This window comes from Thermococcus fumicolans (assembly GCF_055386755.1).
This window is the reverse complement of the sequence record NZ_AP042424.1, coordinates 1,579,386-1,603,080: the sequence shown is the minus strand read 5'-3', so window position 1 is coordinate 1,603,080 and position 23,695 is coordinate 1,579,386. Positions and strand designations below refer to the sequence as shown.

The 23,695-nt window shown below is 56.6% G+C and carries 26 protein-coding genes; 14 read left to right on the top strand and 12 right to left on the bottom strand.

The annotated features are described in order from the left end of the window. Window positions 1-141 precede the first annotated feature (141 nt). Window positions 142-2,796 carry a hypothetical protein gene (locus ACZ5AM_RS08930; RefSeq protein WP_464914625.1) on the bottom strand — a complete coding sequence of 885 codons (2,655 nt, stop codon included), beginning with the start codon at window positions 2,794-2,796 and terminating at the stop codon, window positions 142-144. Between the two features lie 137 nt (window positions 2,797-2,933). Continuing rightward, window positions 2,934-4,133, bottom strand: coding sequence for an aminotransferase class I/II-fold pyridoxal phosphate-dependent enzyme (locus tag ACZ5AM_RS08925; protein WP_464916106.1), 1,200 nt, complete (start codon window positions 4,131-4,133; stop codon window positions 2,934-2,936). Between the two features lie 110 nt (window positions 4,134-4,243). Here ACZ5AM_RS08925 and ACZ5AM_RS08920 point away from each other — a divergent pair, with 110 nt between their 5' ends. Continuing rightward, window positions 4,244-4,498: a hypothetical protein gene (locus tag ACZ5AM_RS08920; RefSeq protein WP_464914624.1), complete on the top strand. Its 255-nt coding sequence runs from the start codon at window positions 4,244-4,246 to the stop codon at window positions 4,496-4,498. Next, window positions 4,495-5,079: a LysO family transporter gene (locus tag ACZ5AM_RS08915; RefSeq protein WP_464914623.1), complete on the top strand. Its 585-nt coding sequence runs from the start codon at window positions 4,495-4,497 to the stop codon at window positions 5,077-5,079. The genes ACZ5AM_RS08920 and ACZ5AM_RS08915 overlap by 4 nt, the downstream gene beginning before the upstream one ends. 14 nt (window positions 5,080-5,093) lie before the next feature. Here the strand turns inward: ACZ5AM_RS08915 and ACZ5AM_RS08910 are convergent, their stop codons facing one another. The 5 genes from ACZ5AM_RS08910 to ACZ5AM_RS08890 form a co-directional block, all read right to left on the bottom strand. Further along, window positions 5,094-5,663 (bottom strand): glucose-6-phosphate isomerase, encoded by a 570-nt coding sequence (locus ACZ5AM_RS08910; protein ID WP_464916105.1) that lies wholly within the window; start codon window positions 5,661-5,663, stop codon window positions 5,094-5,096. 64 nt (window positions 5,664-5,727) lie between these two features. Then, the gene (locus ACZ5AM_RS08905) at window positions 5,728-6,291 is read right to left on the bottom strand and encodes a site-2 protease family protein (protein ID WP_464914622.1); all 564 of its coding nucleotides are present in this window, start codon (window positions 6,289-6,291) and stop codon (window positions 5,728-5,730) included. Further along, window positions 6,288-6,476, bottom strand: coding sequence for a KH domain-containing protein (locus ACZ5AM_RS08900; protein WP_464914621.1), 189 nt, complete (start codon window positions 6,474-6,476; stop codon window positions 6,288-6,290). The genes ACZ5AM_RS08905 and ACZ5AM_RS08900 overlap by 4 nt, the downstream gene beginning before the upstream one ends. A gap of 13 nt (window positions 6,477-6,489) precedes the next feature. After that, entirely contained in the window at window positions 6,490-7,218 is a 729-nt protein-coding gene (locus ACZ5AM_RS08895; RefSeq protein ID WP_464914620.1) for a TraB domain-containing protein, read from the bottom strand. Beyond that, window positions 7,215-8,159 carry a ribonuclease Z gene (locus ACZ5AM_RS08890; RefSeq protein ID WP_464914619.1) on the bottom strand — a complete coding sequence of 315 codons (945 nt, stop codon included), beginning with the start codon at window positions 8,157-8,159 and terminating at the stop codon, window positions 7,215-7,217. Before ACZ5AM_RS08890 ends, ACZ5AM_RS08895 begins: the two co-directional genes overlap by 4 nt. A gap of 207 nt (window positions 8,160-8,366) precedes the next feature. Here ACZ5AM_RS08890 and ACZ5AM_RS08885 point away from each other — a divergent pair, with 207 nt between their 5' ends. From ACZ5AM_RS08885 to rnhB, 5 genes are all read left to right on the top strand, one after another. Next, the gene (locus ACZ5AM_RS08885; protein ID WP_464914618.1) at window positions 8,367-11,321 is read left to right on the top strand and encodes a PKD domain-containing protein; all 2,955 of its coding nucleotides are present in this window, start codon (window positions 8,367-8,369) and stop codon (window positions 11,319-11,321) included. Between the two features lie 71 nt (window positions 11,322-11,392). Then, on the top strand, window positions 11,393-12,358 hold the full coding sequence (locus tag ACZ5AM_RS08880; protein WP_464916104.1) for a hypothetical protein: 966 nt from the start codon (window positions 11,393-11,395) through the stop codon (window positions 12,356-12,358). A 60-nt stretch (window positions 12,359-12,418) separates the two neighbouring features. Continuing rightward, window positions 12,419-13,216, top strand: a complete 798-nt coding sequence (locus ACZ5AM_RS08875; RefSeq protein ID WP_464914617.1) for a metal ABC transporter ATP-binding protein — start codon at window positions 12,419-12,421, stop codon at window positions 13,214-13,216. Beyond that, a complete protein-coding gene (locus ACZ5AM_RS08870; protein WP_464914616.1) occupies window positions 13,213-14,034 on the top strand; it encodes a metal ABC transporter permease in 822 nt (273 codons plus the stop codon). The genes ACZ5AM_RS08875 and ACZ5AM_RS08870 overlap by 4 nt, the downstream gene beginning before the upstream one ends. A 4-nt stretch (window positions 14,035-14,038) precedes the next feature. Then, window positions 14,039-14,722 (top strand): ribonuclease HII, encoded by a 684-nt coding sequence (gene rnhB, locus ACZ5AM_RS08865; RefSeq protein WP_464914615.1) that lies wholly within the window; start codon window positions 14,039-14,041, stop codon window positions 14,720-14,722. Here the strand turns inward: rnhB and ACZ5AM_RS08860 are convergent, their stop codons facing one another. After that, entirely contained in the window at window positions 14,723-16,525 is a 1,803-nt protein-coding gene (locus tag ACZ5AM_RS08860) for a dolichyl-phosphate-mannose--protein mannosyltransferase (RefSeq protein WP_464914614.1), read from the bottom strand. It lies immediately after the preceding gene. Window positions 16,526-16,610: 85 nt separating this feature from the next. On the opposite strand from ACZ5AM_RS08860, the gene ACZ5AM_RS08855 reads away from it, so the two are divergent. Then, window positions 16,611-17,768, top strand: coding sequence for a methyltransferase domain-containing protein (locus ACZ5AM_RS08855; RefSeq protein WP_464914613.1), 1,158 nt, complete (start codon window positions 16,611-16,613; stop codon window positions 17,766-17,768). On the opposite strand, the gene ACZ5AM_RS08850 is transcribed toward ACZ5AM_RS08855, so the two are convergent. Then, window positions 17,763-17,954 carry a PCNA-inhibitor gene (locus ACZ5AM_RS08850; RefSeq protein WP_464916103.1) on the bottom strand — a complete coding sequence of 64 codons (192 nt, stop codon included), beginning with the start codon at window positions 17,952-17,954 and terminating at the stop codon, window positions 17,763-17,765. The genes ACZ5AM_RS08855 and ACZ5AM_RS08850 overlap by 6 nt on opposite strands. A gap of 86 nt (window positions 17,955-18,040) precedes the next feature. Between ACZ5AM_RS08850 and pepQ the strand changes: the two genes are divergently transcribed. From pepQ to ACZ5AM_RS08825, 5 genes are all read left to right on the top strand, one after another. After that, on the top strand, window positions 18,041-19,093 hold the full coding sequence (gene pepQ / locus ACZ5AM_RS08845; RefSeq protein WP_464916102.1) for a Xaa-Pro dipeptidase PepQ: 1,053 nt from the start codon (window positions 18,041-18,043) through the stop codon (window positions 19,091-19,093). Window positions 19,094-19,158: 65 nt separating this feature from the next. Continuing rightward, window positions 19,159-20,232 (top strand): mRNA surveillance protein pelota, encoded by a 1,074-nt coding sequence (locus ACZ5AM_RS08840; protein WP_464914612.1) that lies wholly within the window; start codon window positions 19,159-19,161, stop codon window positions 20,230-20,232. Window positions 20,233-20,288: 56 nt separating this feature from the next. Next, a complete protein-coding gene (locus ACZ5AM_RS08835; RefSeq protein ID WP_464914611.1) occupies window positions 20,289-20,483 on the top strand; it encodes a hypothetical protein in 195 nt (64 codons plus the stop codon). An 8-nt stretch (window positions 20,484-20,491) separates the two neighbouring features. Continuing rightward, window positions 20,492-20,782 carry a type II toxin-antitoxin system RelE family toxin gene (locus ACZ5AM_RS08830; protein WP_464914610.1) on the top strand — a complete coding sequence of 97 codons (291 nt, stop codon included), beginning with the start codon at window positions 20,492-20,494 and terminating at the stop codon, window positions 20,780-20,782. A 66-nt stretch (window positions 20,783-20,848) separates the two neighbouring features. Continuing rightward, window positions 20,849-21,076: a hypothetical protein gene (locus ACZ5AM_RS08825; protein WP_464914609.1), complete on the top strand. Its 228-nt coding sequence runs from the start codon at window positions 20,849-20,851 to the stop codon at window positions 21,074-21,076. Here the strand turns inward: ACZ5AM_RS08825 and ACZ5AM_RS08820 are convergent. From ACZ5AM_RS08820 to ACZ5AM_RS08810, 3 genes are read right to left on the bottom strand one after another with little or no spacing between them, the layout of a single operon-like run. Continuing rightward, window positions 21,064-22,062 (bottom strand): AIR synthase family protein, encoded by a 999-nt coding sequence (locus ACZ5AM_RS08820; RefSeq protein WP_464914608.1) that lies wholly within the window; start codon window positions 22,060-22,062, stop codon window positions 21,064-21,066. The two genes, ACZ5AM_RS08825 and ACZ5AM_RS08820, sit on opposite strands and share 13 nt — an antisense overlap. A 5-nt stretch (window positions 22,063-22,067) precedes the next feature. Beyond that, the gene (locus tag ACZ5AM_RS08815; protein WP_464914607.1) at window positions 22,068-22,856 is read right to left on the bottom strand and encodes a 7-cyano-7-deazaguanine synthase; all 789 of its coding nucleotides are present in this window, start codon (window positions 22,854-22,856) and stop codon (window positions 22,068-22,070) included. Window positions 22,857-22,893: 37 nt separating this feature from the next. Beyond that, on the bottom strand, window positions 22,894-23,241 hold the full coding sequence (locus tag ACZ5AM_RS08810) for a DUF4870 domain-containing protein (RefSeq protein ID WP_464914606.1): 348 nt from the start codon (window positions 23,239-23,241) through the stop codon (window positions 22,894-22,896). Window positions 23,242-23,462: 221 nt separating this feature from the next. On the opposite strand from ACZ5AM_RS08810, the gene ACZ5AM_RS08805 reads away from it, so the two are divergent. Continuing rightward, a complete protein-coding gene (locus ACZ5AM_RS08805; protein WP_464916101.1) occupies window positions 23,463-23,690 on the top strand; it encodes a FeoA family protein in 228 nt (75 codons plus the stop codon). Window positions 23,691-23,695: the final 5 nt, after the last annotated feature.

Here is a 23,695-nt window from a genome sequence, read left to right as displayed (position 1 = left end):
TTCGGGTTTAAATCCGAATTTTGAGCATAATCGATGCCCTCACGAGGCGGAGGTCCGGGGTTCGAAGCCCCGCGGGCCCACCACACTTCCCCCGGTAGAAACTTCGCCTTTTAGCCCTGCTGTATCAAAAAATAGAAAAGCTCAGCGGCGTTTCCAGAGGAGTGGGAGAAGGGCCATGGGGAGTAGCAGGGCGGGGCCGCATATCCCCTTCGAGGTCTTTTTCTCCGTCGTGGACGTTTCGGATGGGTTTGAGTTCTGGGTCTTTCCAGCGTTTTCGGAGGTCTCTCTGGCCGTGTAGAGATCCACGACCTCGTAGTTCGTCTCTGCAGGGCTTAATGAACCCTCAACTCTAGCCCAAGACAGCTTCAGCGGTTCTACTGACGGGGAGATCGTGTCGTATCCAATGACCGCGGAGGTATTGTTCGAGGACAGGCCTTTCAATGAACCCTCGACGACCTTCACAGTGAAGGTTTCCGCGGGTCTGTGAACCCGGCCGCTGGGGTTAATAAGGAGCTCAACGTACTCCTCGGGGGAGAGCTTCCTCATTCTGGGGGAGGACTCTTTGAGCTCTACTGGGGAGAGGGACACGGGCTTTTCCACGGCTCTGTCGTTTATGTAGTCAGTGCAGTCTGAAACTGTGTTGTTCTTCTCCAGCGGATAGTCGATGAGCTCCCCGCCGTTTCCAAGGACCGCTATCTCAGTCTCGTTCGCGGAGAGAACCGTTTGAACCGAGTAGACGGGAGGAAATGCCGAGCCGACGTACTCCCCGTCGGATCTGAAAACCATGAACGCGTGGAGGGTACCGGAGTAGTGGGGGAGTCCCAGGACTACGAAGTTCCCCCTCACCCATAGCGGGTAGTCCTTCCGTTGTAGGCTCGTGAAGTAGTCCAGGGGTACGCCCCTGCACCATTTGAAGGCGTGGACTCCGTCCTGGAGCCGGAGGAGTCTTAACCCTCCTTCTACCCTTGAGAGGGCGTAGAGGCCTCCGCTGCTCCCTGCAACCGTCTGGATACCAGGTATTTCAAAAGCTCCCGAGTATTTCAGGCCGTCTTTTCCTTCCCTGAAGAACATGAGAACCGAGCCGTCGAATAGGACCAGGGTCCCGTTGGAATAGGCACCGCCCTCTATCGTCTCAAACGTGACGTAGGAATTGCTTCCGCCCCCGAAAGAGAGGGAGTAAGCTTTCTTTCCGGGCCTTATGTAGTACACGGACCTCGAGTCCTTCGGTTTGACTACAACACCGTATTCGGTTCCTATGAGCATCGCCTTCGTCTTGGGGCGGAAGGGGCCTTTCCTCTCTTCCCTCGGGAGAACGTAGGTTACCCTGTCCGGCAGAACGTGGAGGTACTGGGTGCCGTTGTCCTCCAGGAGGATGTAAAGCCTGTCCCCTCCTGCCGCCGATGCCAGAAGGGAGTAGTTCCCCTCCATCAAAAAAGCACCCTCAACGTTGCCGTTTTCGGCGTAGCGAACGGCCGCCAGGCTGGGGGTGGAGGTAAGGTTCACCACGCTCCAGAGGGTTTCCCCCGAGGGTAGGACGTCCAAGACCATCTGGGAGCCCAGGAAATCACTATTCCAGACTTTCTCAAGCTCGGAGTTGAGCATGAGAACGGAGAGTACTCCGGAGTTCTCGCTGGCGACCACTATGTTGCGGGAGAACCCTCCGGCCTTACCTGGGGACATGCCGTTAAGAACCGTTCCAGTGATGGGCTTTCCGGAACCCGAGATCTTGAGGAGGTAAAACCCCGAGAAATCGCTGATCTCTTCTGAAAGGGAACCCATGAGGGGAGTCATCCCGATTACAAAGCCGTCCCCGGCTTTAATCACGGAAACGGGGACGAAGATCGGGTTGTAAAGCCACGGGCCAGAGGGGGAATTTGTGGCATCTGTTACGCCGAGAAGTTCGGCTGCCGCGTCGGTTTTTACTGCGACGACGGTTGGGTACTCCCGGGAGTAGAGTACCACGCCCGAACTGGAGAGCCCGATGATTCCAGGGGCGGAGGTGTAGAACCCCTGCTCCACGAAGGGAATGGGGAGAAGGGAAAGGCTCAGGTTCTGATGGAGGATGCCCCCTTTCACGAGGCCCGCGAGGATTAGGTGGCCGCTCCAGGTTCCGGAGGTAGCCAGAAAGCCATCCACCTCCTTGCCCCACACCAGCTCGCCGTTCCCCGATATTTTCACGACCTTGGTGCTCCACGTTTTCACGCTTGGGAGCAATACGTAGAGCTCTCCGTTTCCGGAAATTAGAATCGGATTCCAGAGGGGTCTGATAACGTCAAGGGAGCCGTTGATCTTAAGCGTCCACAGGGGTTTGTCCCCGATTGAGAGCAGGGTGACGTAGAGGCTATCATCTGACTCCGAGTCCCACAGGACGTAGGCCCCCCTCGGCGACTCGGCGAAGGCTATCGCCCGGCCGCTCTCGTTTGAGGAGAGGGCCATCACCCGGGAGATCCTGCCGTCTGGGGAGATTTTAACTATCTCCCCCCCGAACGAAGCGGCGTAGATGGTGTTTCCAACCCTCGTGGCCGATGCTATGTGCAGATCCGGGTAAAGCCTGCTCAAGAGCAGCTTTCCGTCCCGGCTTACGAGGGTGTAGGCACTCCCGGCGGCTCCGGAAGAAACTATACCGATGGCGTCGTTGATCTCCCCGATCCAGAGCGCAGGGGAGACGTCGATGAACCTTCCTGGGTTCTGGATGAGCTTGGGATGCGTCCCCGATGAAGCACTTGCCTGCGGAATTATCATCATGACAACCAGAGCGGACAGTATAACTCCGGCTATTCTGTTCATGCAGCTCACCATAGGTAGTAACAAGTGGCCTTTAAAAACATTTGGGAAATGGTCATTGAAGGATGCCGATGATGAGCGGTTGGCCCGGCACCGACTTGTGAGGAGGGCCACCACGTCTGAGGCAAGAATAAAAAGGGCCTAAAGGCTTACCCCGCGAGCCTCTTCCTCATAAAGGTCTCGAACCGGTCCATGGCCTCCTCAAGGATCTCAACCGGCGGGAGGAAGACTATCCTGAAGTGCCAGTCGCCGGCTTTCCCAAAGCCCGAGCCGTGGACGAAGAGCACGTGAGCCTCGTGGAGCACATCGAGCACGAACTCCTTGTCGTTCTTCCACTTTGAGCGCTCGTCGATGCGCGGGAATATGTAGAATGCCCCCTGCGGCTTCTGAGTGCTCACCCCAGGGATCTCGGTGAGGCGCTTGTAGACGTAGTCCCTCCTCTCACGGAGCTTGGCCATGTACCTCTCAAGGTAGTCCATCGGGCCGGTGAGGCCGGCTATGGCCGCGAACTGCGCCGGCGTGCTGGGGCATATCCTGATTCTCATGAGCTTGTCGATCGCTTCCCTGACTTCAGAAAGCTTGTTCTCGGGATCGACGTAGTAGAAGTAGCCGAGGCGCCAGCCGGTGGCGAAGTAGACCTTTGAGAGGCCGTTCATCACGATGACCGGAACGTCCTTGGTGAGTGAACCCGGTGAAACGTGCTTCCCCTCGTAGGTCATGAGGTCGTATATCTCGTCGCTTATGACGGGGAGATCGTACTCTCCGGCCAGGTCGAGGATTTCTTTTACCGTCTTCTTCTCGTAGAGCGCGCCGGTCGGGTTGTTTGGGTTTATGACCGCTATGGCCTTCGTCCTCTCGTCTATCTTCCTCCTTATGTCGTCGAGGTCGGGCTGCCAGCCGTCCTCCTCAACCGTCATGTACTCCCTGGGCTCCGCCCCGTAGAACTTGACTAGGCCAACGTAAGGAGGATAGCTCGGACTCGGCACGAGTATGTTGTCGCCGGGGTCAAGGAGGCCTCCAAAGATGAGCTGAAGGGCCTCGGTAACTGCAGTGGTAACGCGGACGTCGTCAGCTGTTATGTCGACGCCGTTCTTCCTCCTCTCGCGCTGGACGACGGCTTCCCTGAGCTCGGGGAGACCCTCGCTCGGCCCGTAGTAGTTGTGGCCCTCCCTTATAGCGCGACAGTATGCCTCCTGCATGTGCTCAGGCGGCTGGAAGTCGTATTTGCCGGGGTCGCCTATGTTGAGACGGATGACATTTATTCCCCTCTTTTCGAGCTCTCTAGCGGGAAGAACAACGTCCCTTATCGCGTACTCAACACCCATAGCCCTCTCGGACGGACGGATCATTTCAACCACCGTCCCAATGGTGAGATATCCTTCATAAAAACCTTTTCATAAACCCCGTATTGGCTCATGGAGACGACAAACTTTTATAAATCCCAAGTGAACTGTCCCCCATGAACATTTTAATCCCCCTTCTCCTCGGTCTCGCAGTGGGGCGCATGCTGCGGGGCCGCAGATCGATTAAGGAGATGAGGCTGGACTCCCTCATCGGCGCAACGGTTCTCGTCCTCGTTTTCCTCATGGGGGTCGAGGCTGGAAAGGTTGAGGTCAACGCCGGCTGGCTAGCCGTTTCCTCGATCGTCTTGGCAGTCCTCACCTCTGCCGGAAGCCTTCTCTTTGGGTTCCTCCTCTGGAGGTGGCTGCGTTGAGCCGCTTCTCGGCGATGGTTATCGCTTCCTTGGCTCTAGGTTTCATAGCCGGCAAAACTCTGTCCCCTGGCCTAGGAAACCTCTACGAGTGGGTTCTCTACGTCCTCATTTTTCTGATAGGCCTTGATCTGGGCAGGGGGATGAACTTAGAGGCCCTCCGGAAGTCGGGGCGCGTTGGGGTGTTCTTGGCTGTTACGACCATTTTGGGTTCTATCTCGGGCGCCCTCCTTGCCGGGCTTATCGTGGGAGTCCCCTTTAGATACGCCTCGGCAATAGGGGCCGGTTGCGGCTGGTACTCGATAACCGGTCCGATAATAGCCCAGTACTCGGCCACCTACGGCACTTTGGGCTTTCTGGCCAACCTGCTCCGGGAAATCCTCACCGTTACCCTTTACCCGTTCTTGGTGAGGCGGATCCCCGCAGAGGTGGGCCTCACGGTTGGCGGAGCCACAACTATGGACACGACGCTCGGGATAATAACTAAGGCCGGCGGGAGGGAGGTAGCCCTGGTTGCGTTCGTCCACGGCTTTGTGATAACTATGGCCGTCCCCTTCCTGCTTCCCCTGATGTTGGGGGGATAAAGGGAGAAAAAAGGTCACTCCTTCCAGCGCGGGTTGTCAACGACCTTTATTTCGCCGTCTTCCTCGATAACCAGCTTGGAGAAGCCCTTGTCCTTTATCGACCCGTAGTCGTGGCCCGCATCAGCAGGATAGACCGCAAGGAATATGAACGGTTCATCGCCTGTATTAACCGTCCTGTGGGCCCAGTAGGGCGGGACGTAGACAACCGTTCCCGGTTTCATCGGTATCCACTCGGCTTTTCCTTCCGGCGTCTGGAGGAGCATCCCTCCTTCGCCTTTGATGCCGTAGTATATCTCCGCCCTGTCGGCCTTCGAGTGGAAGTGGCCCTTCGTGAAGAAGAACTCCTTGCCAACCTTGCCGGGGTAGAGAACTGTGGTGGCGAAGTTTAGGTCGCCGTCCTTCTCCTCCTGTTCTATAGCGTAGACCTCGTAGACAACCGGATCGTCCTTGAGGAGCTCGTTGTAGGCTTCTTCATCGAGGAAGTAGCCCTTGAGGTCGCTCAGCCTCCTGACGAGCTTTTTGGCTCCGGGGATGACGCCGGTCTCGAGGTCTATATCGACACCAATCGGGCTCTTGTACTCCATGAGCATCACCGGAGTAAGTAGGAAGACCCCTATTTAACCTTTCCCTTTTGTATCACCGGCAGTGTTACAGGAGCATGTTGAGGGAGTAGGCTATCCCTATTGCCACCGCCCAGTAGCCGGCGTTCCACCTCAGGACCTTGTAGCCGTCGAGAGGAGGGATGGGCCAGAGGTTGAAGAAAGCCAGCCAGAAGTTAACCGAGGCCGTTATCCCCAGAACCAGCTGAACGGCCCCTGAGGTAACCTGGATCAGGAGAAGTGAGACCATGCCAACCGCCATGTTGGTTGCCGGGCCGGCCAGGGCTATCTTGCCGAAGGCCTCCCTGTCCGCGAGCATGTAGGGGGCGTAGATCTGGACGGCGCCGAGGGCCGCGAATATCCAGGTGTTCCCGGTTAGAGCGCGGGTTAGCAGGCCTAGGGCCAGGGCGATGACTATCCCGGTGTCCCACCTCTTGTAGTACGCCCGGTAGCCGTATCTCTCCGCCACCTGCCTGTGGGCGAGCTCGTGGAAGACGAACGCGGTCAGGACGGCCAGCGAGACGTAGGGCATGTTTTTGATCTCGAAGTTTGAGAAAAGGAGCAGGAGCACGAGAAAAGACAGTGCAAGATCCTCAACCTCGCGGGGGTTCATCTGGCTTTCACCTCAATTTTCTTGCCGAGCACGAGCTCGGCGGCCCTGACTGCCGCTCCCCCTGTGCCCACTGCTATCCTGACCTGGTCTTCGGGGACGTAGACTATTATCTTGTCACCCTCGTATTCCACCTCGAGTATCTCGACGTTGAGCATCTTCCTGAGCCTTTCCAAAACCTCTGTCATGGCCTCTCCCCCTCTAAGTAGCCGTTCCTGGGTTATAAAGGTTGCCCAGCCCATTTGGATAAATAAACCTCCTCCCGGGTTTCCACGAGTTGAGGAGGCGCTCTATCCCCTCCTTGTGCCCCATCCCCACAACGGCCACCACCCTGGGCCGTTTTATCCCCCTTGCGAGAAGCTCATCCACCGTCGCCTTCAGGTTCCTCGCCATTATCTCGTTCCTCTCCTCTACCAGGACGCGGAAGAGGTAAGGATAGCGCAACCTGAACTCCCTCATCATGTCCCTGTACGCCGCCAGAACGTCGTTTCCCCCTATTTCCTCCCCCATTCCTGGCAGGAAGACGAGCGAACCTTCCAGGATCAGGAGGAGCTTCTCCCTCGCCGGGGCCATGAGGATCTTGTTCATGATGACCCTTATGTCCTCGTCTATCAGCAGGAGCGGGATGTTGAGTCTCTCGGCGGTCTCTATCGCCCCAAGCATCTCACCGCCGGGTGCCATTCCGAACTCTTCCCCGAGCTTCTCCTCCAGCTTCGTCAGGAGGTAGCTGACCAGGCCAGCCCTTCCAAGCCTGAGGCTCTCCCTCAGCTCGGCCCTCTTGCCCATCCTGAGCCCCTGGAAGCGGGGAAGATCGAGCTCCACCGCGACGGCGTGGGGCCTTTCCTCCACTATCGTCCTGATGACCTCCTCCCTGCTCCTCGGTGAGACGTGCATCGTGCCTATGACCTTGACGTAGCGCAGGTAGCTCATCCTCTCTCCTCCAGGAGGTTTCTAAGCTCCCATGAGCCGGATTTGAAGGTTATGGCGTCGAAGTCCCTTGGAACGATAAAGTTAACCCCGAGGCCCTCGCATATCCTTGCCGCTTCCCTCGCGTATTCCTCGTAGGTGTAGCGGAAGGCCCTGTGGAAGAGCGCGAGGAGCTTCACTTTGGCTTTTCTCGCCGTCTCGCAGGCCTCTTCAACGGTCGAGTGGTAGCTGTCGCCCCTGTCGCCGGGGTTCAGGTAGGTCGCCTCGTGGATGAGAAGGTCGGCCCTCTCAGCGAAGAGCCTTACCCTCTCAGCCGGCTCCGTATCGCCGGTGTAGACGACCTTGAGTCCCTTCCTCCTCGGCCCTGTGACGTCCTCAAGGCGGATTATCCTGCCATTCCACTCGATTTGGCCCTCCCTTTCAAGCTTCCCGAGGATTGGCCCCTCGCTCAGGCCGTACTCCCTCAGCTTCTCCGGCAGGAACTTCCCGCGTTTGTCCCTCTCCTTGAAGACGTAGCCGAGGGCTGGAACACCGTGCTCCACCTTGAAGCTCCAGATTTCATAGTCCCCGAACTTCAGCCTCGTCTCGCCAAGCTCGTGGACGTGAATGTCAAAGCCCGGCCGGAAGAAGCCGCTGTTGAGGAAGTGCTGCACGAACTCGAAGGTGTACTTGGGGCCGTAGACGTGGAGCGGCTTTTCCCTGTCCCAGAGGTTCATGGTCTGGATTAACGCGGCCAGCCCGAGGTAGTGGTCGCCGTGGAAGTGGGTTATGAATATCTTCTCGACCTTCATGGGGCTCAGCTTTGCGGTGTTCATCTGCCTCATCGTGCCCTCGCCGACGTCGAAGAGGATTATCTCTCCCTTGTAGCGGAGGGCTATCGCTGGCACGTTCCGTTCCCTGGTTGGCATTATGCCGCCGGTGCCGAGGAAGAAGACTTCTAGCATGGTAACCCATCTCTCACCGGAACTTAAAAAGCCTCCCCTCTCATCCCCCTCTTTTTCCGAAATTCCCTCGTGTTATACAGGCACAAAGTAAACAACAATCGGCAAAAATGTTTTATATCTTGGTGTGTAACAAGTATTGAGTTTACGTAGGTTTGCCGACCTTTCTATTCTGCAACCCGTAGGCTCGGTACGAAAGGGGGTTGTCGTATGGGGAGAAAGATCCTGTTGCTATTGTTTCTGTTTCTGGTGGCCCTTCTTTTCGTTCCGGGGGCCTCTGCAGGGGAGGCCGACCTTCTCCACGGTTCTGGAGGCATGGTCATCGAAAACGGGGAGATAATCATCGGCGACAGGGCCGACTACATCTGGGAGTACGAGAACGGAAGCGATGCGCACTACATCTTCAGGTTCCACACGGGCTACGAGAAGTGGGACGAGCTTATAGCGTGCGACGTCAACGGCGACGGCAAAGCCGAGATAATCCAGGGCGACAGGAGCACGGACAAGATCTACATCTACGACATGTACGGGAACGAGCTCGGGAAGCACGACGTCAACTTTGAGGCTGGAGACGACCTGGCGTGCGGGGATTTAAACGGCGACGGGAAGGACGAGATAATCCACGCGGACAGGAACAACTGGATACACGTCTTCGACGAGAACTTCAACCTCGTATCGCAGTTTAAGGTGAACGACTTTGAGATAGGGGACGGCATGGCCGCGGGCGACTTCGACGGCGACGGCGTCGATGAGATAGCCCACCTGGACTACAGCGAGAACCTCATCAGTCTCTACGACATGAGCGGCAACTCCCTCGGCGTCGTTGAGGTGGAGTCCTTCCGCACGATGCTAAGGGACGAGCTGGCGACTGGAGACGTTGACCTCGACGGTCTCGACGAGATAGTTGTGGCGACGAGGGACCTCTCAAAGCGGGGAATACACATATTCAAGCTCGAGAGGAAGGGCGGGGGGTTCAGCGGGAAGGAGGCGAACTACTTCACGATAACCTACGAGAAGGGCGACAGGATAGCGGTTGGAGACGTCAACACGGACGGCGTCGATGAGATAGTGTGGGCCTCTCAAAACGGCCACGTCAAGGTCTACGACTACGCGGGCAACCTGCTGAACGGGCCGGACGGCCTCGAAACCGAGTTCACCTACGGCGCTGGTCTCGCCATAGGGGACGTGAACGGCGATTCGATAGTGGTAGGCCCGCCGAGGAAGGGCACGATGAACATCGTCAACAACGTGATAGCGGTCATAAACGCCCCGCCGGTTGATTTTGACGCCATAAACGAGACCGGAACGTTCTACGCGGAATACATGAACAAGCAGACCACCACTCACATTGCGAGCGTGAAGGCCGTCGATGACGTGAAGGTCAGCCTCGGCTTCAAGTACAGTGCGGGGGCGAAGGTAGGCAGTCTGGGGCTCAAGACTGAAGTTTCCCTCAAGGCCCGCCTCGGGGCGAAGTTCGAGAGGGAGAAGGGGAGCGAGTACGTCACTGCCATAACCTACAAGATGATCGCCGACATGGCGGACGGGGCCCTGACGGTAAGCACGGACTACGACGTCTACGAGTTCCCGATAATAAGCCCGCCGGAGCTGGCTGTGATAAACGGCGAGCAGCAGTACATCCTCGTAACCGTCCCGAAGAGCAAGCCCAACGTCCACTTCTCCAGCTACGACTCCAAGCTCCACGAGATAGGGGACATAAACACCTATCCCACGAGGCCAACCGAGCTCAAGAACTACGACGTGAACAACGTCCTCGGAACGTTCACAATGGAAGCGGGCCAGATAGGTAGCTCCTACGAGCTCTACACAAAGGAACTCCACTGGAAGAAGAGCAAAAACACTCTGAGCATTGGAATATCCCTCGGCCTTAAGAACGAGGGTGGAATAGGGGCCTCCAGCTACACCGCGGAGTTCCAGGGGGACTACGGACACACCCAGATCATGACCCACGAGATGAAGTTCTCGAACGAGACCTCGGTCAAGGTGGCCTACGAGGGCAGGATAGACGAGGGGGACAAGTGGTACAACGTGACCGGCGTCATCTACACCGACAGCGAGGACGGGCACCTCGTTCTCGACTTCTACGTCCCGAGCAAGGGACAGTACTACGTCAACAGGGAGCAGAGCCCGATTTTCATCAACTTCGGCATATTCCAGATAAACTACAACGTCCTCCGGGCCCTGAACAAGCCGCCGGAGTGCTCCATAGCGGCGAACCCGGGCTCGGGGAAGCTGCCGCTCGACGTCGACTTCAGTTTTGACCTCAGCGATCCGGAGAATGGCTCGATGTGGTGGGAGATCGACTTCGGGGACGGCGTGAGGGGCGAGGGCAACGGAAGCACCACGAGCCACACCTACACCTCGGAGGGAACCTATCACATCAGCATGACCGTCTACGATTCTTGGAACGCCAACTCAACGTGCACAGCAACGGTCAACGTCCAGTCCAACGAGAAGCCGAACGCTCTCTTCAGCTACTCGCCGGCGAAGATAACCGCTGGAGACGAGGTCAGCTTTATAGACAGCTCTTCCGACCCCGACGGGAGCGTGGCGGGCTGGAGCTGGAACTTCGGCGACGGGAGCTTCTCGAACGAGAGGAACCCGAAGCACACCTATTCATCGCCCGGAGTTTACACCGTGATGCTCACGGTGGAGGACAACAACGGGCTGAAGGACAGCTATTACAGGGAGATAACCGTCCAGCCAAAGAATTACCTTCCAACGGCCGATTTTACCTTCCTTCCGAAGGAGCCCAAGGCCGGTGAGGAAGTGAGCTTCGCCGACAAGTCCACCGACAAAGACGGGAGCATCGTGAGCTGGAGCTGGGACTTCGGGGACGGCGCCACTTCAAGCGAGGCGGAGCCAACGCACGCCTTCTCAAAGGCTGGAAACTACACGGTGACTCTCACCGTCAGGGATGACAAAGGAGGCGAGGACGTGACGAGGATCACGATAGCCGTGGCTGAGGCTGCACCGACCTCAGCGACCACAAGCCAGAGTGAGACGGGCACGACCACGACGTCAGCAACAAAGTCCTCGTCCACAGGGTCAAAAACCAGCTCAAGCGAGGGCGGTGGAAAGGGTGGCATATGCGGACCGGGGATTCTGGCAATTCTGGCACTGGCGGTGCTGCTGAAGAGACACTGACGGCCCTTTCTTTTTGTTTTTTGGGAGAAAAGGATTAAAACCCCGGCGGCGTACTTAGGGTGGTGAAGAAAATGGAGGAGCTTCTGAAGGCTTTAGAGAAGAAGGACACCAAAAAGCTGGCAGGTCTGCTCTACTACAAGGTTGATGAGCTAAGCGACGAGGAACTTGAGGATATCCTGAAGAAGGCGGAAGAGCTTGCGCTGGAGAAGAAGGACTACGAGCTCTACAAGCTCGTTGCCTACTACTACCACGAGTTCCTTGAGGTCGATAAGATAAGCGAGTTCGAGGATCTGGCCGAGAAGGAGGGAAGCTTCGAGGCGAAGTTCCACCTCGCTGACCTCTACTTCCTCATAGGCGAGCTTGAGAAGAGCCTGGCCCTGTATCAGGGCCTTCTTGAGGAGGAGCTCGCCAAGAGGAACCTCGATCACGTTGCCGAGATCTACTACAACATGGCTTTGATAGAGGAGGAGCTCCAGGACTATGAGAAGGCCTACGAACTCCTCGAAAAGGCCGAGGAGTACTATAAGGAGCTCGACCGCGAGGGTGAACTGCTTCACATCAGGGTCTACAAGGCATACGTTAAGTTTGAGATGGGCGAGACCTACGAGGCAAAGGCCATGCTCGCGGAGGTTCTTCCGAGGGCGATGGAGCTCGGTGAGGGGAAGCTTCTAGCCGAGATCCACCTCAGCTTCGAGGAGATGTTCGAAGACGACGATGACTACGAGGCTGCACTCCAGGAGTGCCTCTACGCCATGCTCTGGGCCAGGGGGACGGAGTACTACGACGTTGCCTTCGATGCGCTCGTGGACGTCCTGTGGCAGCTCTTCCTTGAGGACGGCTTCGACACCGTCTACAACAACGCCGATATGTTTGCGAGGGCTTTCCCCGACCTCAGGGAGTTCTTTGAGGGCGTCAAGTACTTGGCGCTCTTCAAGGACGGCAAGGTCGAGGAGGAAAAGCTAACGGAGGTTCTCAGGAAAGTAAAGGACAGGAGGCTCCTCGACCTCCTGGAGTTTCTGGGGGAGGCCGAGCTCTGATCCCCTTTTCTCTTGCTTAGGTTTATAAAGTAGGCGAGCCTAAAACACTGCGGTGAGACTATGGAACCAGCGGTTCGGGCGAGGGAGCTCACGATATACTATGATGGCCACGTTGCCCTCAGCGACGTTACCTTTGAGCTCGATTCATCGGAGACCCTTCTCCTCCTCGGGCCCAACGGGGCCGGTAAGACGACCCTCCTCAGGACCATAGCGGGCTTTCACAGGGAATACAGCGGAGAACTCCTGGTTTTTGGTAGAAAACCCCTCGAAGCAAGGGATCTGGTTTCCTACGTCCCCCAGAGCCATTATCTGAACGAGAAAGTCCCACTGACTGCCCTGGAAGTAGTGGCGATGGGTGCCGTATACAAGCGCGGGCTGATCCACAGGAAGATCCCGGAGGAAGTGAAGAGGCGCGCCCTGGAGGTTTTGAGGTTCGTTGGGTTGGAAGGCGTTTCGGACAAGATATTCCGGAACCTCAGCGGTGGACAAAAGCAGAGGGTTCTCCTGGCTAGGGCCTTGATAAGCGACCCCAAGCTGCTCCTTCTGGACGAACCGCTCTCCGCCCTGGATCCCTCGGCGAGGGCCGAAGTGACCTCGGTCCTGAGCAGGATAAAGAAGGAGCGGGGCATATCGATGATAATAACCACCCACGACATCAACCCCCTGCTCGAGATAGGGGACAGGATAATGCTCATCAACAGGAGGATGATAGCCTTTGGAAAGCCCGACGAGGCTCTGAGGGATGAGATAATAAAGAGCGTTTACGGCCCGATGGCGAGGGCTGTGAAAGTTGAAGACAGGCTCTACTGCATAACCGGCGACTTCCACATACACGTGAGAAGGGGGGAGAGGCTGTGATCCCCGAGTTCATGCTGAGGGCGATCCTGGCGAGCGTCACCATAAGCGTCCTCCTGGGCCTCCTCAGCCCCCTGATAAACATGAAGGGGCTCGCTTTTCTGACCCACGCGCTGTTTCATGCCCTCCTCTTCGGAGCGGTTCTCGGGATGATCCTCGGCCTCATCCTCAACAACCTCTCCCTGGTCATGCTGGTCGCCACTTTGATAACGCTCGTCGTCGTCCTAACGATAGCCGAGCTCGAGCGCTTCGGCTTCTCCTCTGACTCCGCCGTCGGCATAGTGGCGAGCTTCGTCGCGGGCCTGACGGTTCTCGGCTTCGGGATCCTCTACAAGGTGATGGCCGGCAGGCCCTACTTTCCTCTCACCGAGAACGTGGTCTCGTACCTAACCGGAGAGCTGTTCCTCGTCACCAAGGAGAACCTGCTGGTCCTCACCGGTGCTGGTTTTCTGATACTCCTCGTCATCCTCCTCTTCTACAGGGACTTCCTCTACATAAGCTTCGACATTGAGGGAGCGGAGAGCTACGGGGCGAGGGCCAGGTTCTACCTCGTCCTTCTATACGTCCTCGTTGGCCTCGTGGGGTCTCTGATAGTCCAGAGCGTTGGGCTCGTGACCCTTCAGGTGATAGCGGTCCTCCCGGGGGCAATAGGGATAATGCTGAGCGAAGACCTGAGGAAGATAGTCCTGGCGAGCCTCCTGGTGACCCTCGTCGTCCAGCTCTCCTCCGTTGTCATAGCCTACTTTACTGCCATACCCCCCAGCGGCATAGCCACTATAATCCTCGGGGCCGTTTACGGCGCACTGCTGCTGAGGAAGTGATAGCATGGGAAGGAAGCTTGCTGGAATAGACGAAGCGGGTAGGGGGCCCGTTATAGGTCCGATGGTCATAGCGGCGGTTGTCGTTGACGAAGACAATCTCCAGAAGCTCGAAGAGCTTGGCGTTAGGGACTCGAAGAGGCTCACCCCCAAGAGGCGCGAGAAGCTCTTTGGGGAGATAACTGAACTCCTCGACGACTACGTTGTAATCGAGCTCTGGCCCGAGCAGATAGACTCGAGGGAGGTTACCTTGAACGAGTTTGAGGTTGAGAACTTCGTGAAGGCCCTCAACTCCCTTAGGATCAAGCCCGACGTTGTCTACATCGATGCGGCAGACGTCAAGGAGGAGCGCTTTGGGGAGGAGATAGGGAAGAGGCTGAACTTCGGGGCGGAGATCGTTGCGGAGCACAAGGCTGACGACAAGTTCCTTCCCGTCTCAGCCGCCTCCATACTCGCCAAGGTCACCAGAGACAGGGCGATAGAGCGGCTCAAGGAGGAGTACGGCGAGATAGGGAGCGGCTACCCCAGCGACCCCAGGACGAGGGCCTTTCTTGAGTCCTACTACCGCGAGCACGGTGACTTTCCCCCCATCGTCCGGAGGACGTGGAAGACCCTAAAGAAGATCCAGGAGAAGCTTGGAAAAGGGAGAAAAGGCCAGACCAGCCTCGATTCGTTCCTGAAAAGGAGATGATCAGAGATTTTCCTCTTCTCCTGACTCTTCCTCCTCAACGTCCTCGACGTGCTTCTTCGGGAGTCCCCCCGGCTTTGGCTCCCTCTTCCTTTGGGTCTTTTCGATGGCCCTCTTCCTCGGTAGGCCGTGGTACTCGACGTAGACCGTTGGGGGTAGCGGGATGGAGGGAATCACGGACTGGACGGCCTCTTTTTCTTCCTCCTTCTCGGCCCTCTTTGCCTCCACGTAATCGACAATCCTGCCGATCCTCATAAGCTCGCCGAGCCAGTAGAGGTAGTCCATGAGGGACTCGGTGAAGGCGTCCCACTTGACGACGTCGTAGAGGACGACGCCCATGGCAACTGCGGCCTCCGGGACCAGGGCAGTCGCGTAGAAGCTGAACTGGGTCTTGCCGCCCATCGCGTACTGAAGGGCGAAGAGGAGGACCGTGCTCCAGAACACGCCGAAGGGCACGAGGACAAGATCCCTCTTCCTCCAGACGTAGGGGATGGCGAATATGGCGACCACCATGAAGAGGAGCAGTGTGGGGTTGGTGCTGGCAACGACGTCGGGGTTGAAGTGGAAGTGGAAGGCGTTGCCGTTGTAGAACCACTCCCAGAACGGGGCCGTCCAGGGGTTCTCCCCCTTGTAGCTTAGGTGCCACTTGAAGCTCCCGAGGAAGTCCCTGAGCCAGGGATCGAAGCCCTGAACCTTTATTATCGGAATCTCGGGGACGATGAAGCCGACGAGCGGGAGCACGAGGCCGGCGTTTACGAACCAGAGCAGGTCCTTTTCTGAGCCCCTGCAGGAGTAGAGGAACTCGGCTATCGCTAAAACTGTTATGACGGAGAGGACCTGGAAGTAGCTCGCACCCCAGTAGCCTGCCCTGTACTCTGCGTAGGCCACCACCGTTCCCCCTAGTAGGGCCAGTATAACTACCATCCTCACGCCCCTCTTCCAGTCAGCCCTCCCCTTGATGTCCGCTAGCAGTCTGAAGAAGAACACAGGATAGCCGAAGGCACCGCTTAGCTTTGTGGCCGCCCCCAAACCTATCCCAAGGCCGGCCAAGTTCCTCCAGCCGTAGGTCAGGAGGAAGACGAAGAGCATGACGAAGGCGGCGACGTAGATGTCGAGCATCGCGGTAACGGCAGTCGCCTGCAACGTGGGGTCAACGGCAACGAAAAACAGCGCTATAAGCGAGGCCAGATAGCTCTTCGTTATCCTGTACGCCGTCAGGAGGACGAGGAGCTGGAGGAGGCCGTAGAGGATCAATCCCGGCACGCGCCAGTAAAAGGGTTCGTCACCTAGGAGGAGCATGGAGAGCATTATGAAGTCCTTTCCGAGGTAGGGGTGCTCTGTGTTCAGGTAATTCTGGATGTTGTCCTTGTCGGGATAGCGGTAGCCGGTAACGACGTAGTAGGCACTCCCCGGGATGTTGTCCCTGAGGTAACCCAAGAACCCGTCGAGCTTTTTCGCGGGGATCTCGACGTACATCCCCGGGAACTCTTTGTAGCTGACGGTGGCGGACATGTTGCCCCTGTAGACCACCAGGGCCTCGTCAACGAAGTGCCTGTACTTGAGCTTGTCCTTATCGCTCGTGAAGATCACGTTAACGCCCTCGTAGCCGTTGTGAACGTAGTGGGCCTCAAAACCGAGCCTGTGGAGGGCGTTCCTCGCCGCCGGGACGTACCAGACCTCATCTCCGACGTAGTCCTTGAGATCGCTCCGGGCGGCGGTGTCGAAGGCGTACCAGAGCGAAGCCCCCATCATGCCGATGGCGAAGAGAATGAACAGGACTAATTTTACCTGCCTCATTGTTACCATTATACCACCCGCCGATATTGGGGCTCCATCTTTTTAAGTTTCTCCATGCCCTCAGGTTTTTAAAGGCCTCAGAGAACTAGCCCCGATGAGCTGGGTAAACGAGGTTGCCGAGGAGCAGGTCGAGCTGGCGGTGGAGCTGGTGAAGAGGGGCCTGGACGAGAGAAAGCTCCGCTCGAAGCTTGGCCCTCTCTGGAGGGAGATAGTAGAGATCGCCAGGGCCAGAATACGGGCAAAGGACAAGTTCTCACGCAGCGACCTGTGGATGGATCTGGAGGGACTTCGCTACGCGACCCACGAGGTCGTGGCAGAGTATAGGGCCGAGAGGCTGGAGGAGTTTGGAGTCAAGAGCATCGCCGACGTCTCCTGCGGGATAGGGATACAGCTCATCTTCTACGCCATGAAGGTTGAGAGGGCCTACGGGATCGATATAGACCCGGTTAAAGTGGAGTTCGCAAGGAGAAACGCCGAGAAGTACGGGGTCGAGAACATCGAGTTCATAAACGCGGACTCCCTGTCTCCAGAGACCGTTGGGAGGGTAGATGCCGAGGTGGTCTTCTCAGACCCGGCGAGACCGCCGGAGGCCCCCGAGCGGAACCTCGAAGACCTCATCCCCAGCCCCCTCAAAGTCCACGAGGCTTACAGCCAAAAGGTTGACTCCTTCATCTTCGACCTCCCACCCCAGATAAGGAGGGGGAAGGTCCCGTGGAAAGGAGAGTTCGAGTATATAGACCTCTTCGGGGCGATAAACAGGCTGACCTTCTACTTCGAGCCCCTTGCGAAGGCCGAGAGGAGCGCCGTAACGCTCCCGAAGGGTGCGAGGCTTGAGAGCAACCCGGACCTTGAGAACATCGTTGAGTGGGCTGAAAGGCCCGGGGAGTACCTCTACGAGATCCCCCAGAGCATAGACTACGCTGACTTGATAAACGAGCTCTTCCACGCGGTAAACGGCGAGATCAGGATGCTCCTCAGGGAGAAGCGGAGGGTTCTAGCTACCGGGGACGAAGAGATAAGGAGCGAGTACTTCAAGAGGGCCTATTCCGTCGTTGGAACCGTACCCTTCCACCCCCTCAGGATAAACGACTTCCTCCGGAAGGAGGGCTTTGGAAGGGCCACACTCAGGGTGAGCGTGCCCGACTCCGAGTACTGGCGGTTCAGGAAGCGCGTAGAGGCGAACCTGCGGGGAGAGAGAAGGGCCTTCGTCTTCCAGTTCAAGGACAGGGCGATAATAGCGGAGGAGCTATAGCTCCTCGATTTTGGCGTTTCTTATCTTCTTTGAACCTATGCGGAGCTGTTTGAAGTAATCAACGTGCTCCGCCGGAAGAAAAGCGTCCAGACTGGTCTCCTTTAGGCGCTTCTTCCTCTTCCTCTGGGCTTCCTCCTTCTTAATTGAGACCCCGGTCCCTATGAACTCGTCTATCCGCCGGTACATGATTTCAACCGTCATAAATAGGCCCGCCGGTATAAAACTTTTCCGACGAAAGGGTTTTATCCCCCCAGTCAAACACTCGTTTGGTGATTAAGATGAGGATCGAAAAACTCAGGGAGTTCATAGCAGAGAAGGAACTCGACGGGGTGTTGATCACCGGGAAGGAGAACCTCTTCTACTTTACCGGAAGCTCACCCGTTCTCGGCGGCTACCTCGTCGTTACGCCGGACGAGGAAGTGTTCATCGTCCCCGAGCTCGAGTACGAGGAAGCTAAGGAGACCTCGAAGGTCCCGGTCGAGAAGTTCAAAACCGGGAAGGAGCTCTACGAGAGGCTCTCCTCCTTCAATCTCAGGAAGCTCGGCATCGAGGGGCGGACGAGCTTCTCCACGATACAGACCCTGGAGGAGAAGGCTAACGTTGAGGACTTCACCCCCGTCGACGAGGTCATCAGGGAGCTCCGCATAATCAAGACCAAGGAGGAGCTGGAGGTCATCGAAGCAGCTTGTAAAATAGCGGACATGGCCATGATGGCTGCTCTGGAGGAGATAAGCGAGGGCAAGCGCGAGAGGGAAATCGCGGCCAAGATGGAGTACGTCATGAAGATGAACGGCGCTGAGAAGCCCGCCTTCGACACGATAATCGCGAGCGGCTGGCGTTCAGCTTTGCCACACGGTATAGCGAGCGACAAGAGGATAGAGAAGGGCGATCTGGTCGTTATCGATGAGGGCGCACTCTACAGGCACTACCACTCGGACATGACGAGAACCATAGTCGTCGGCTCTCCCAACGAGAAGCAGAGGGAGATATACGAGATAGTCCTAGAGGCCCAGAAGAAGGGAGTCGAGGCGGCAAGGCCCGGCATAACCGCCAAGGAGCTCGACACCATCGTCAGGGACGTCATAGCCGAGTACGGCTACGGCGACCACTTCATTCACTCCACCGGGCACGGTGTCGGCCTGCAGATACATGAGTGGCCGCGCGTGAGCCAGCAGGACGAGACGGTTCTAAAGCCTGGCATGGTGATAACGGTCGAGCCTGGAATCTACATCCCCAAGTTCGGTGGAGTTCGCATAGAGGACACCATCGTCATCACTGGGAACGGCGCCAGAAGGCTCACCAAGACGGAGAGGGAGCTCATCTGACTCCCGCTCCCGTTCTTGACAACTTTTTAAACCCAAAGGGTCGACCCTTCTAGGGAGGTGAGAGAGTGCAGATAATCGAGGAGAAGCCCAAGGAGGGCAAGGTGAAGGTCAAGGCCGAGACACTCGACGATCTATGGCATCTCTATCACATAATCGACCCCGGCGACACCGTCTACACCAAAACGCTCCGCAAGCAGAGCCAGAGGAGCGACTCGCTCCGAGCTGAAAAGGTCGAGGTTATCCCCGTCTTCCTCGGCGTTAGGGCTGAGAAAATAAACTTCCACAAGTTCGCCAACCAGGTCCGCGTTACCGGTCCGATAGTCTACGCGAGCAGGGACGACGTCCCCCTCGGCAAGTACCACACGATAGCGATAGAGGAGGGAACGGTTGTCACCATCCAGAAGCCCCGCTGGAAGGAGCACCATATTGAGCGTCTGAAGGAAGCCGTTGAAGCCTCCAAGAGGGCGAGGGTAATGATAGTCGTCATCGACGACGGCGAGGCGGATATGGCGCTCGTGAGGGAGTACGGGCTGGAGATTCTCAACAGCATACGCCACAACCTCGGCGGGAAGCGCTACAACACCGACAGGGAAAGCGAGGAGAAGAGGTTCTTCCACGACGTAGCCAAAACCATGGAGGAGGTAATGAAGCGCGAGAAGGTTGAGAAGGCCATCGTTGCCGGCCCTGGCTTCGTCAAGGAGGATTTCCACAAGTTCCTGCAGGAGAACTATCCTGAGCTCGCAAAGAAGGTGGTCATAGAAGACACCAGCGTTACGGGAAGGACTGGCATCTACGAGGTCATAAAGCGCGGAACCGTTGAGCGGGTCTACCACGAGAACAGGGTTGCGAAGGAAATCCAGCTCGTCGAGAAGGTTCTCGAGAACATAGCGAGGAACAACGGTTTAGCGGCGTACGGCCTTAAAGAAGTTGAGGAGGCCGTCAACTACGGCGCTGTTGAGACGCTCTTGGTTCTCGATGAACTCCTCAAAGGGGAGCACAGGGGGAAGATTGAGGAGCTGATGGACGCCGTCCGCTACTCCCGCGGTGAAGTGGTGGTTGTCAGCTCTGAGCACGAGGGCGGCGAGAAGCTGAAGGCGCTGGGAGGTCTTGCGGCTCTGCTGAGGTTCAGGGTGAAGTGAACGTTTTACCCCCTTATCTTCGAAACGATTAAAAACAATGGGGAGAACTAAAAACCATGAGCACGACGGTTGAGAGCTTGGAGAAGAGACTTTCAATGGTTGAGAAACGCTTAGAAACCCTCGAACAGATGATAGAACGTCTTCTCCCGAAGGATGATGAGGAGTTGCCGGAAGTAACAGAGATTGGTGAAGTTCGGGACTACAAGCCCGGAGAGTTTCAGCGTCTAGCCAAGGAGCGTGGGCTTATTTGACATGGGCGGTGAAGTACTCGTCCTCGTTCTGGAAGTCAGTTGAGAAGGTTCTGAGAGGACTTTCGAGAAAGGAAAAGGAGAAGCTCATTTTGAAGCTCGACGAACTCGCCACTGTTCTTCAGGAGACCCCCTATCCAGTTCACAAGTTCGACCTCAGGAAGGTTGTTGGCAGGGATAGAATCGAGATACGCGTTAGGCTGGGCAAATACCGCGTTGTTTACTGGGTGTTAAAAGAGGAGCGAACGGTTCTCCTCGTCGGCTTCTTCAGAAGGGACGAAACGACTTACAGAGAGAAATGAGCAGTGGTAACACTCCCGGAGGAACTTGCGGGGAGTTCTCAGTCCTAAAAAAGCCTATTGATTTTATTGATAGACGAGAGAACTGCCCATTTGATAGAGGTTAAGTGGAAAGATTTGAACAAGAAGGACACCGAGCGGGTTTTGCATTCCCTTGAAGGAAAGTCAAAGCTAGTGAGGTCCAATGGAACCTTTAAACTCGGACTTATCGCAAGGAAGGTCGAGGAAAAAGAAGACCTGAGGGCAAAAGGATACCCTATCTGGGACTTGGAAGACATTCTCAGTCAGTCCCCGTAAAGCCCCACGTACGGATCTTCTTTGAACTCCGGAAATGGTCTTTCTTCCCCATTTTCCACAAGAACCCTCTCTTTCTCCCCCGTGAACTCCCCGAGCTCGAAGGCCAGAATTCCATTTTTAATTAGTTCTGTAATCAGGTTGCCCGCGTTCTCGGAGGGAGTTATTGCAATAAGAGTCCCCGTTGAAGAGACGCTCCACGGCTCGAGATCGTAGAAGTTCAGAACCTTCCTCACGAGGGGGTCTAGGTGGAGCTTCTCAGCGTAAACCCTGAATCCGACCCCGGAGTTGTCCGCTATCTCGTGCAGAGCGGTTAAACCACCTTCGGTTGCATCGTGCATGCCCCTGACAAAGGGTTTTGCTGCTAAAGCATCTGGAACTACCGTCTCGAAGTAGAAGGAGCGCTTGAGACGCATGAGTTCTTTCTTTGAGAGCACTTTTGAGAGCTCTTCTCCCCTAAAGTAGGCCGCTGAAACGGCGAACTCGAGGCCAACCTTTGCCGTGACGATGATTTTATCACCCGGTTTCGCCAGCGGAAGCTTGAGTTCATCCTTTCTAACAACGCCAATCGCGGTGGTGGTTGCTGTGGGCTCTGAAACGCTCGGGTAAACCCCGGTGTGGCCACCTATTATTGAGCCCCCGTACTTGAGGCACTCCTCGTGGATGTCGCCCATCACGGTTCCCAAAAAGTTCTGACTCGTGCCTGGGGGGAAGAGAAGATCAACGACGAGCCACCTCGGCCTCGCTCCGAAAACTGCCACATCGCTTGAAGCGAAGTGGTAGGTAAAGAAGCCGAAGGTCTCAGCCGGAACGCCAAGTGTGGGATCAGTGGCGACAACAAGGTAGTGCTCCTCGTCGTATTCCAGAACAGCCGAATCATATCCTTCCCTCGGCCCATACACTACCTTGGCATCCTCAATGCCGAGGTTTGGAAAGACAACCTCCCTTAAACCCTCGTTCCTGAGCTTTCCCGGTGGGAGTTCCCTCATCCCAATCACCTGAACTTTTCTACTACCTTCCTGATTTCATCGAGCGTTTCCTCGTCGCAGTCCCAGCACATCACCTCGAAGCTCGGGACGCGGACGCTCACGCGCACCTTCCTCCTCCTCGCTATTCTGCTCACCTCGTAGTTTACCCTGTAAGCCAAATCCATAAGCTCTGGAGTTACGGTTTCTTCCTTGTCAATGTACTGGAGCGGACAGCCCTCGCGCCACTGCCTCCTCCTCGCGTGCTCGTACATGCGGTAGGGCCTTATTCTAGCTTCTTCTGCAAGCCTTTCAACCTCCTCGGCGGTGTACTTTATGAGGGGCCTGAAGAAGGGCACACCGATCTTAGGGAGCCCGCAGAGCCGTATGTCCCCCTCGCACTGGTCTAGCAAAGCCCCGATTATCTTGTCGTTGGCGTTGTCACCCTTGGCTAAGACGTCGAAGCCGTTGTTGAGGGCGAACCACTTCGCGTTCCAGAGCATCACCTTCTTGCAGTTGATGCAGACCGGCCCCTTCCTCCCGGTCGCTTCCCTGAGGAGGCCGTCGGTGACGTCGACGAGGAAGTGCTCCACGTTGAGCTTTTTTGTGAACTTCATCGCCCAGTTCAGCGTTTCCCTCCAGCTCCAGCGGTGGAAGAATGTGAGGGCAGAAACGTCGAGGCCGGCTTCCTTCAAAAGGTACAGGGCGAGCGAGCTGTCCTTTCCGCCAGAGAACATGACGAGTATTCTCCTGTCGTGGAGCCCGGCTTTCTCCGAGAAGTTCCTTATCCCCTCGATGGCATCGTTGAGGGTCGGCATGGGGAAAAATAAAATGGGGCGCTTAAAAACCTGCGCCTCAGACCTTTCCGAGCCATTGCTCTGCGAGGTCCCCCGCGATGGGGAACCTGTAGCGCTCGCCCTGATAGGCCTTGACCATTCCCACGATCCATACGACGAACTCCAGCAGACCGATGAGTGTCCAGAGCGGCCCGAATATAATTCCTGCTACGATCTGAAGAATCCAGAGCCCGATAAACACTATCGTCGACTGCATAGCATGGAACCGAACGAACTCGCTTTCCTTCTCAAGCAACAGGAGGATTATCCCGGTTATAGGGCCGAGAAGGTACGCCAGCAGTCCCTCTAAGTTTTCGTCCATCCCGAGGGATGTCCTTTTGGGTTCTTCAGGTGGTAGATTTTCCATAAACAACACACCTCCAGCGTTCAGATTGCTGTATTCGCTTCGAATCTTTAAATATCTTTCCAAAGTTTGGGGGACTTTGGAATGCCGGATCACCCGGTGGAATGCCTTAGAACCACTGGATTTCAGATTTCGAACCTCTGAGTTTTGTTAGGCTCACCAAAGCTTTTTAAGACTCCTGAGCGACCCTGAGATGGAATTAGGAAAACCTAACGGTGGTGCTCATGATCGTACCCTTAAGTTCACTCAGACCCGGCGAGAGGGGGGTTGTGGTCAACATCTCAGGCGGCCCAGGGGTGCGGGGAAGGCTCGTCTCCATGGGGATAACCCCCGGAGCCACAGTACAGGTTCTCGAGTCCTACGCCATCGGCCCGGTCATCGTCTCTGTGGGGGGCGTGAGGTTCGCGGTCGGTAGGGGGATGGCCTCGAAGATCCTCGTAAAGAAGTTCTAGGGTGG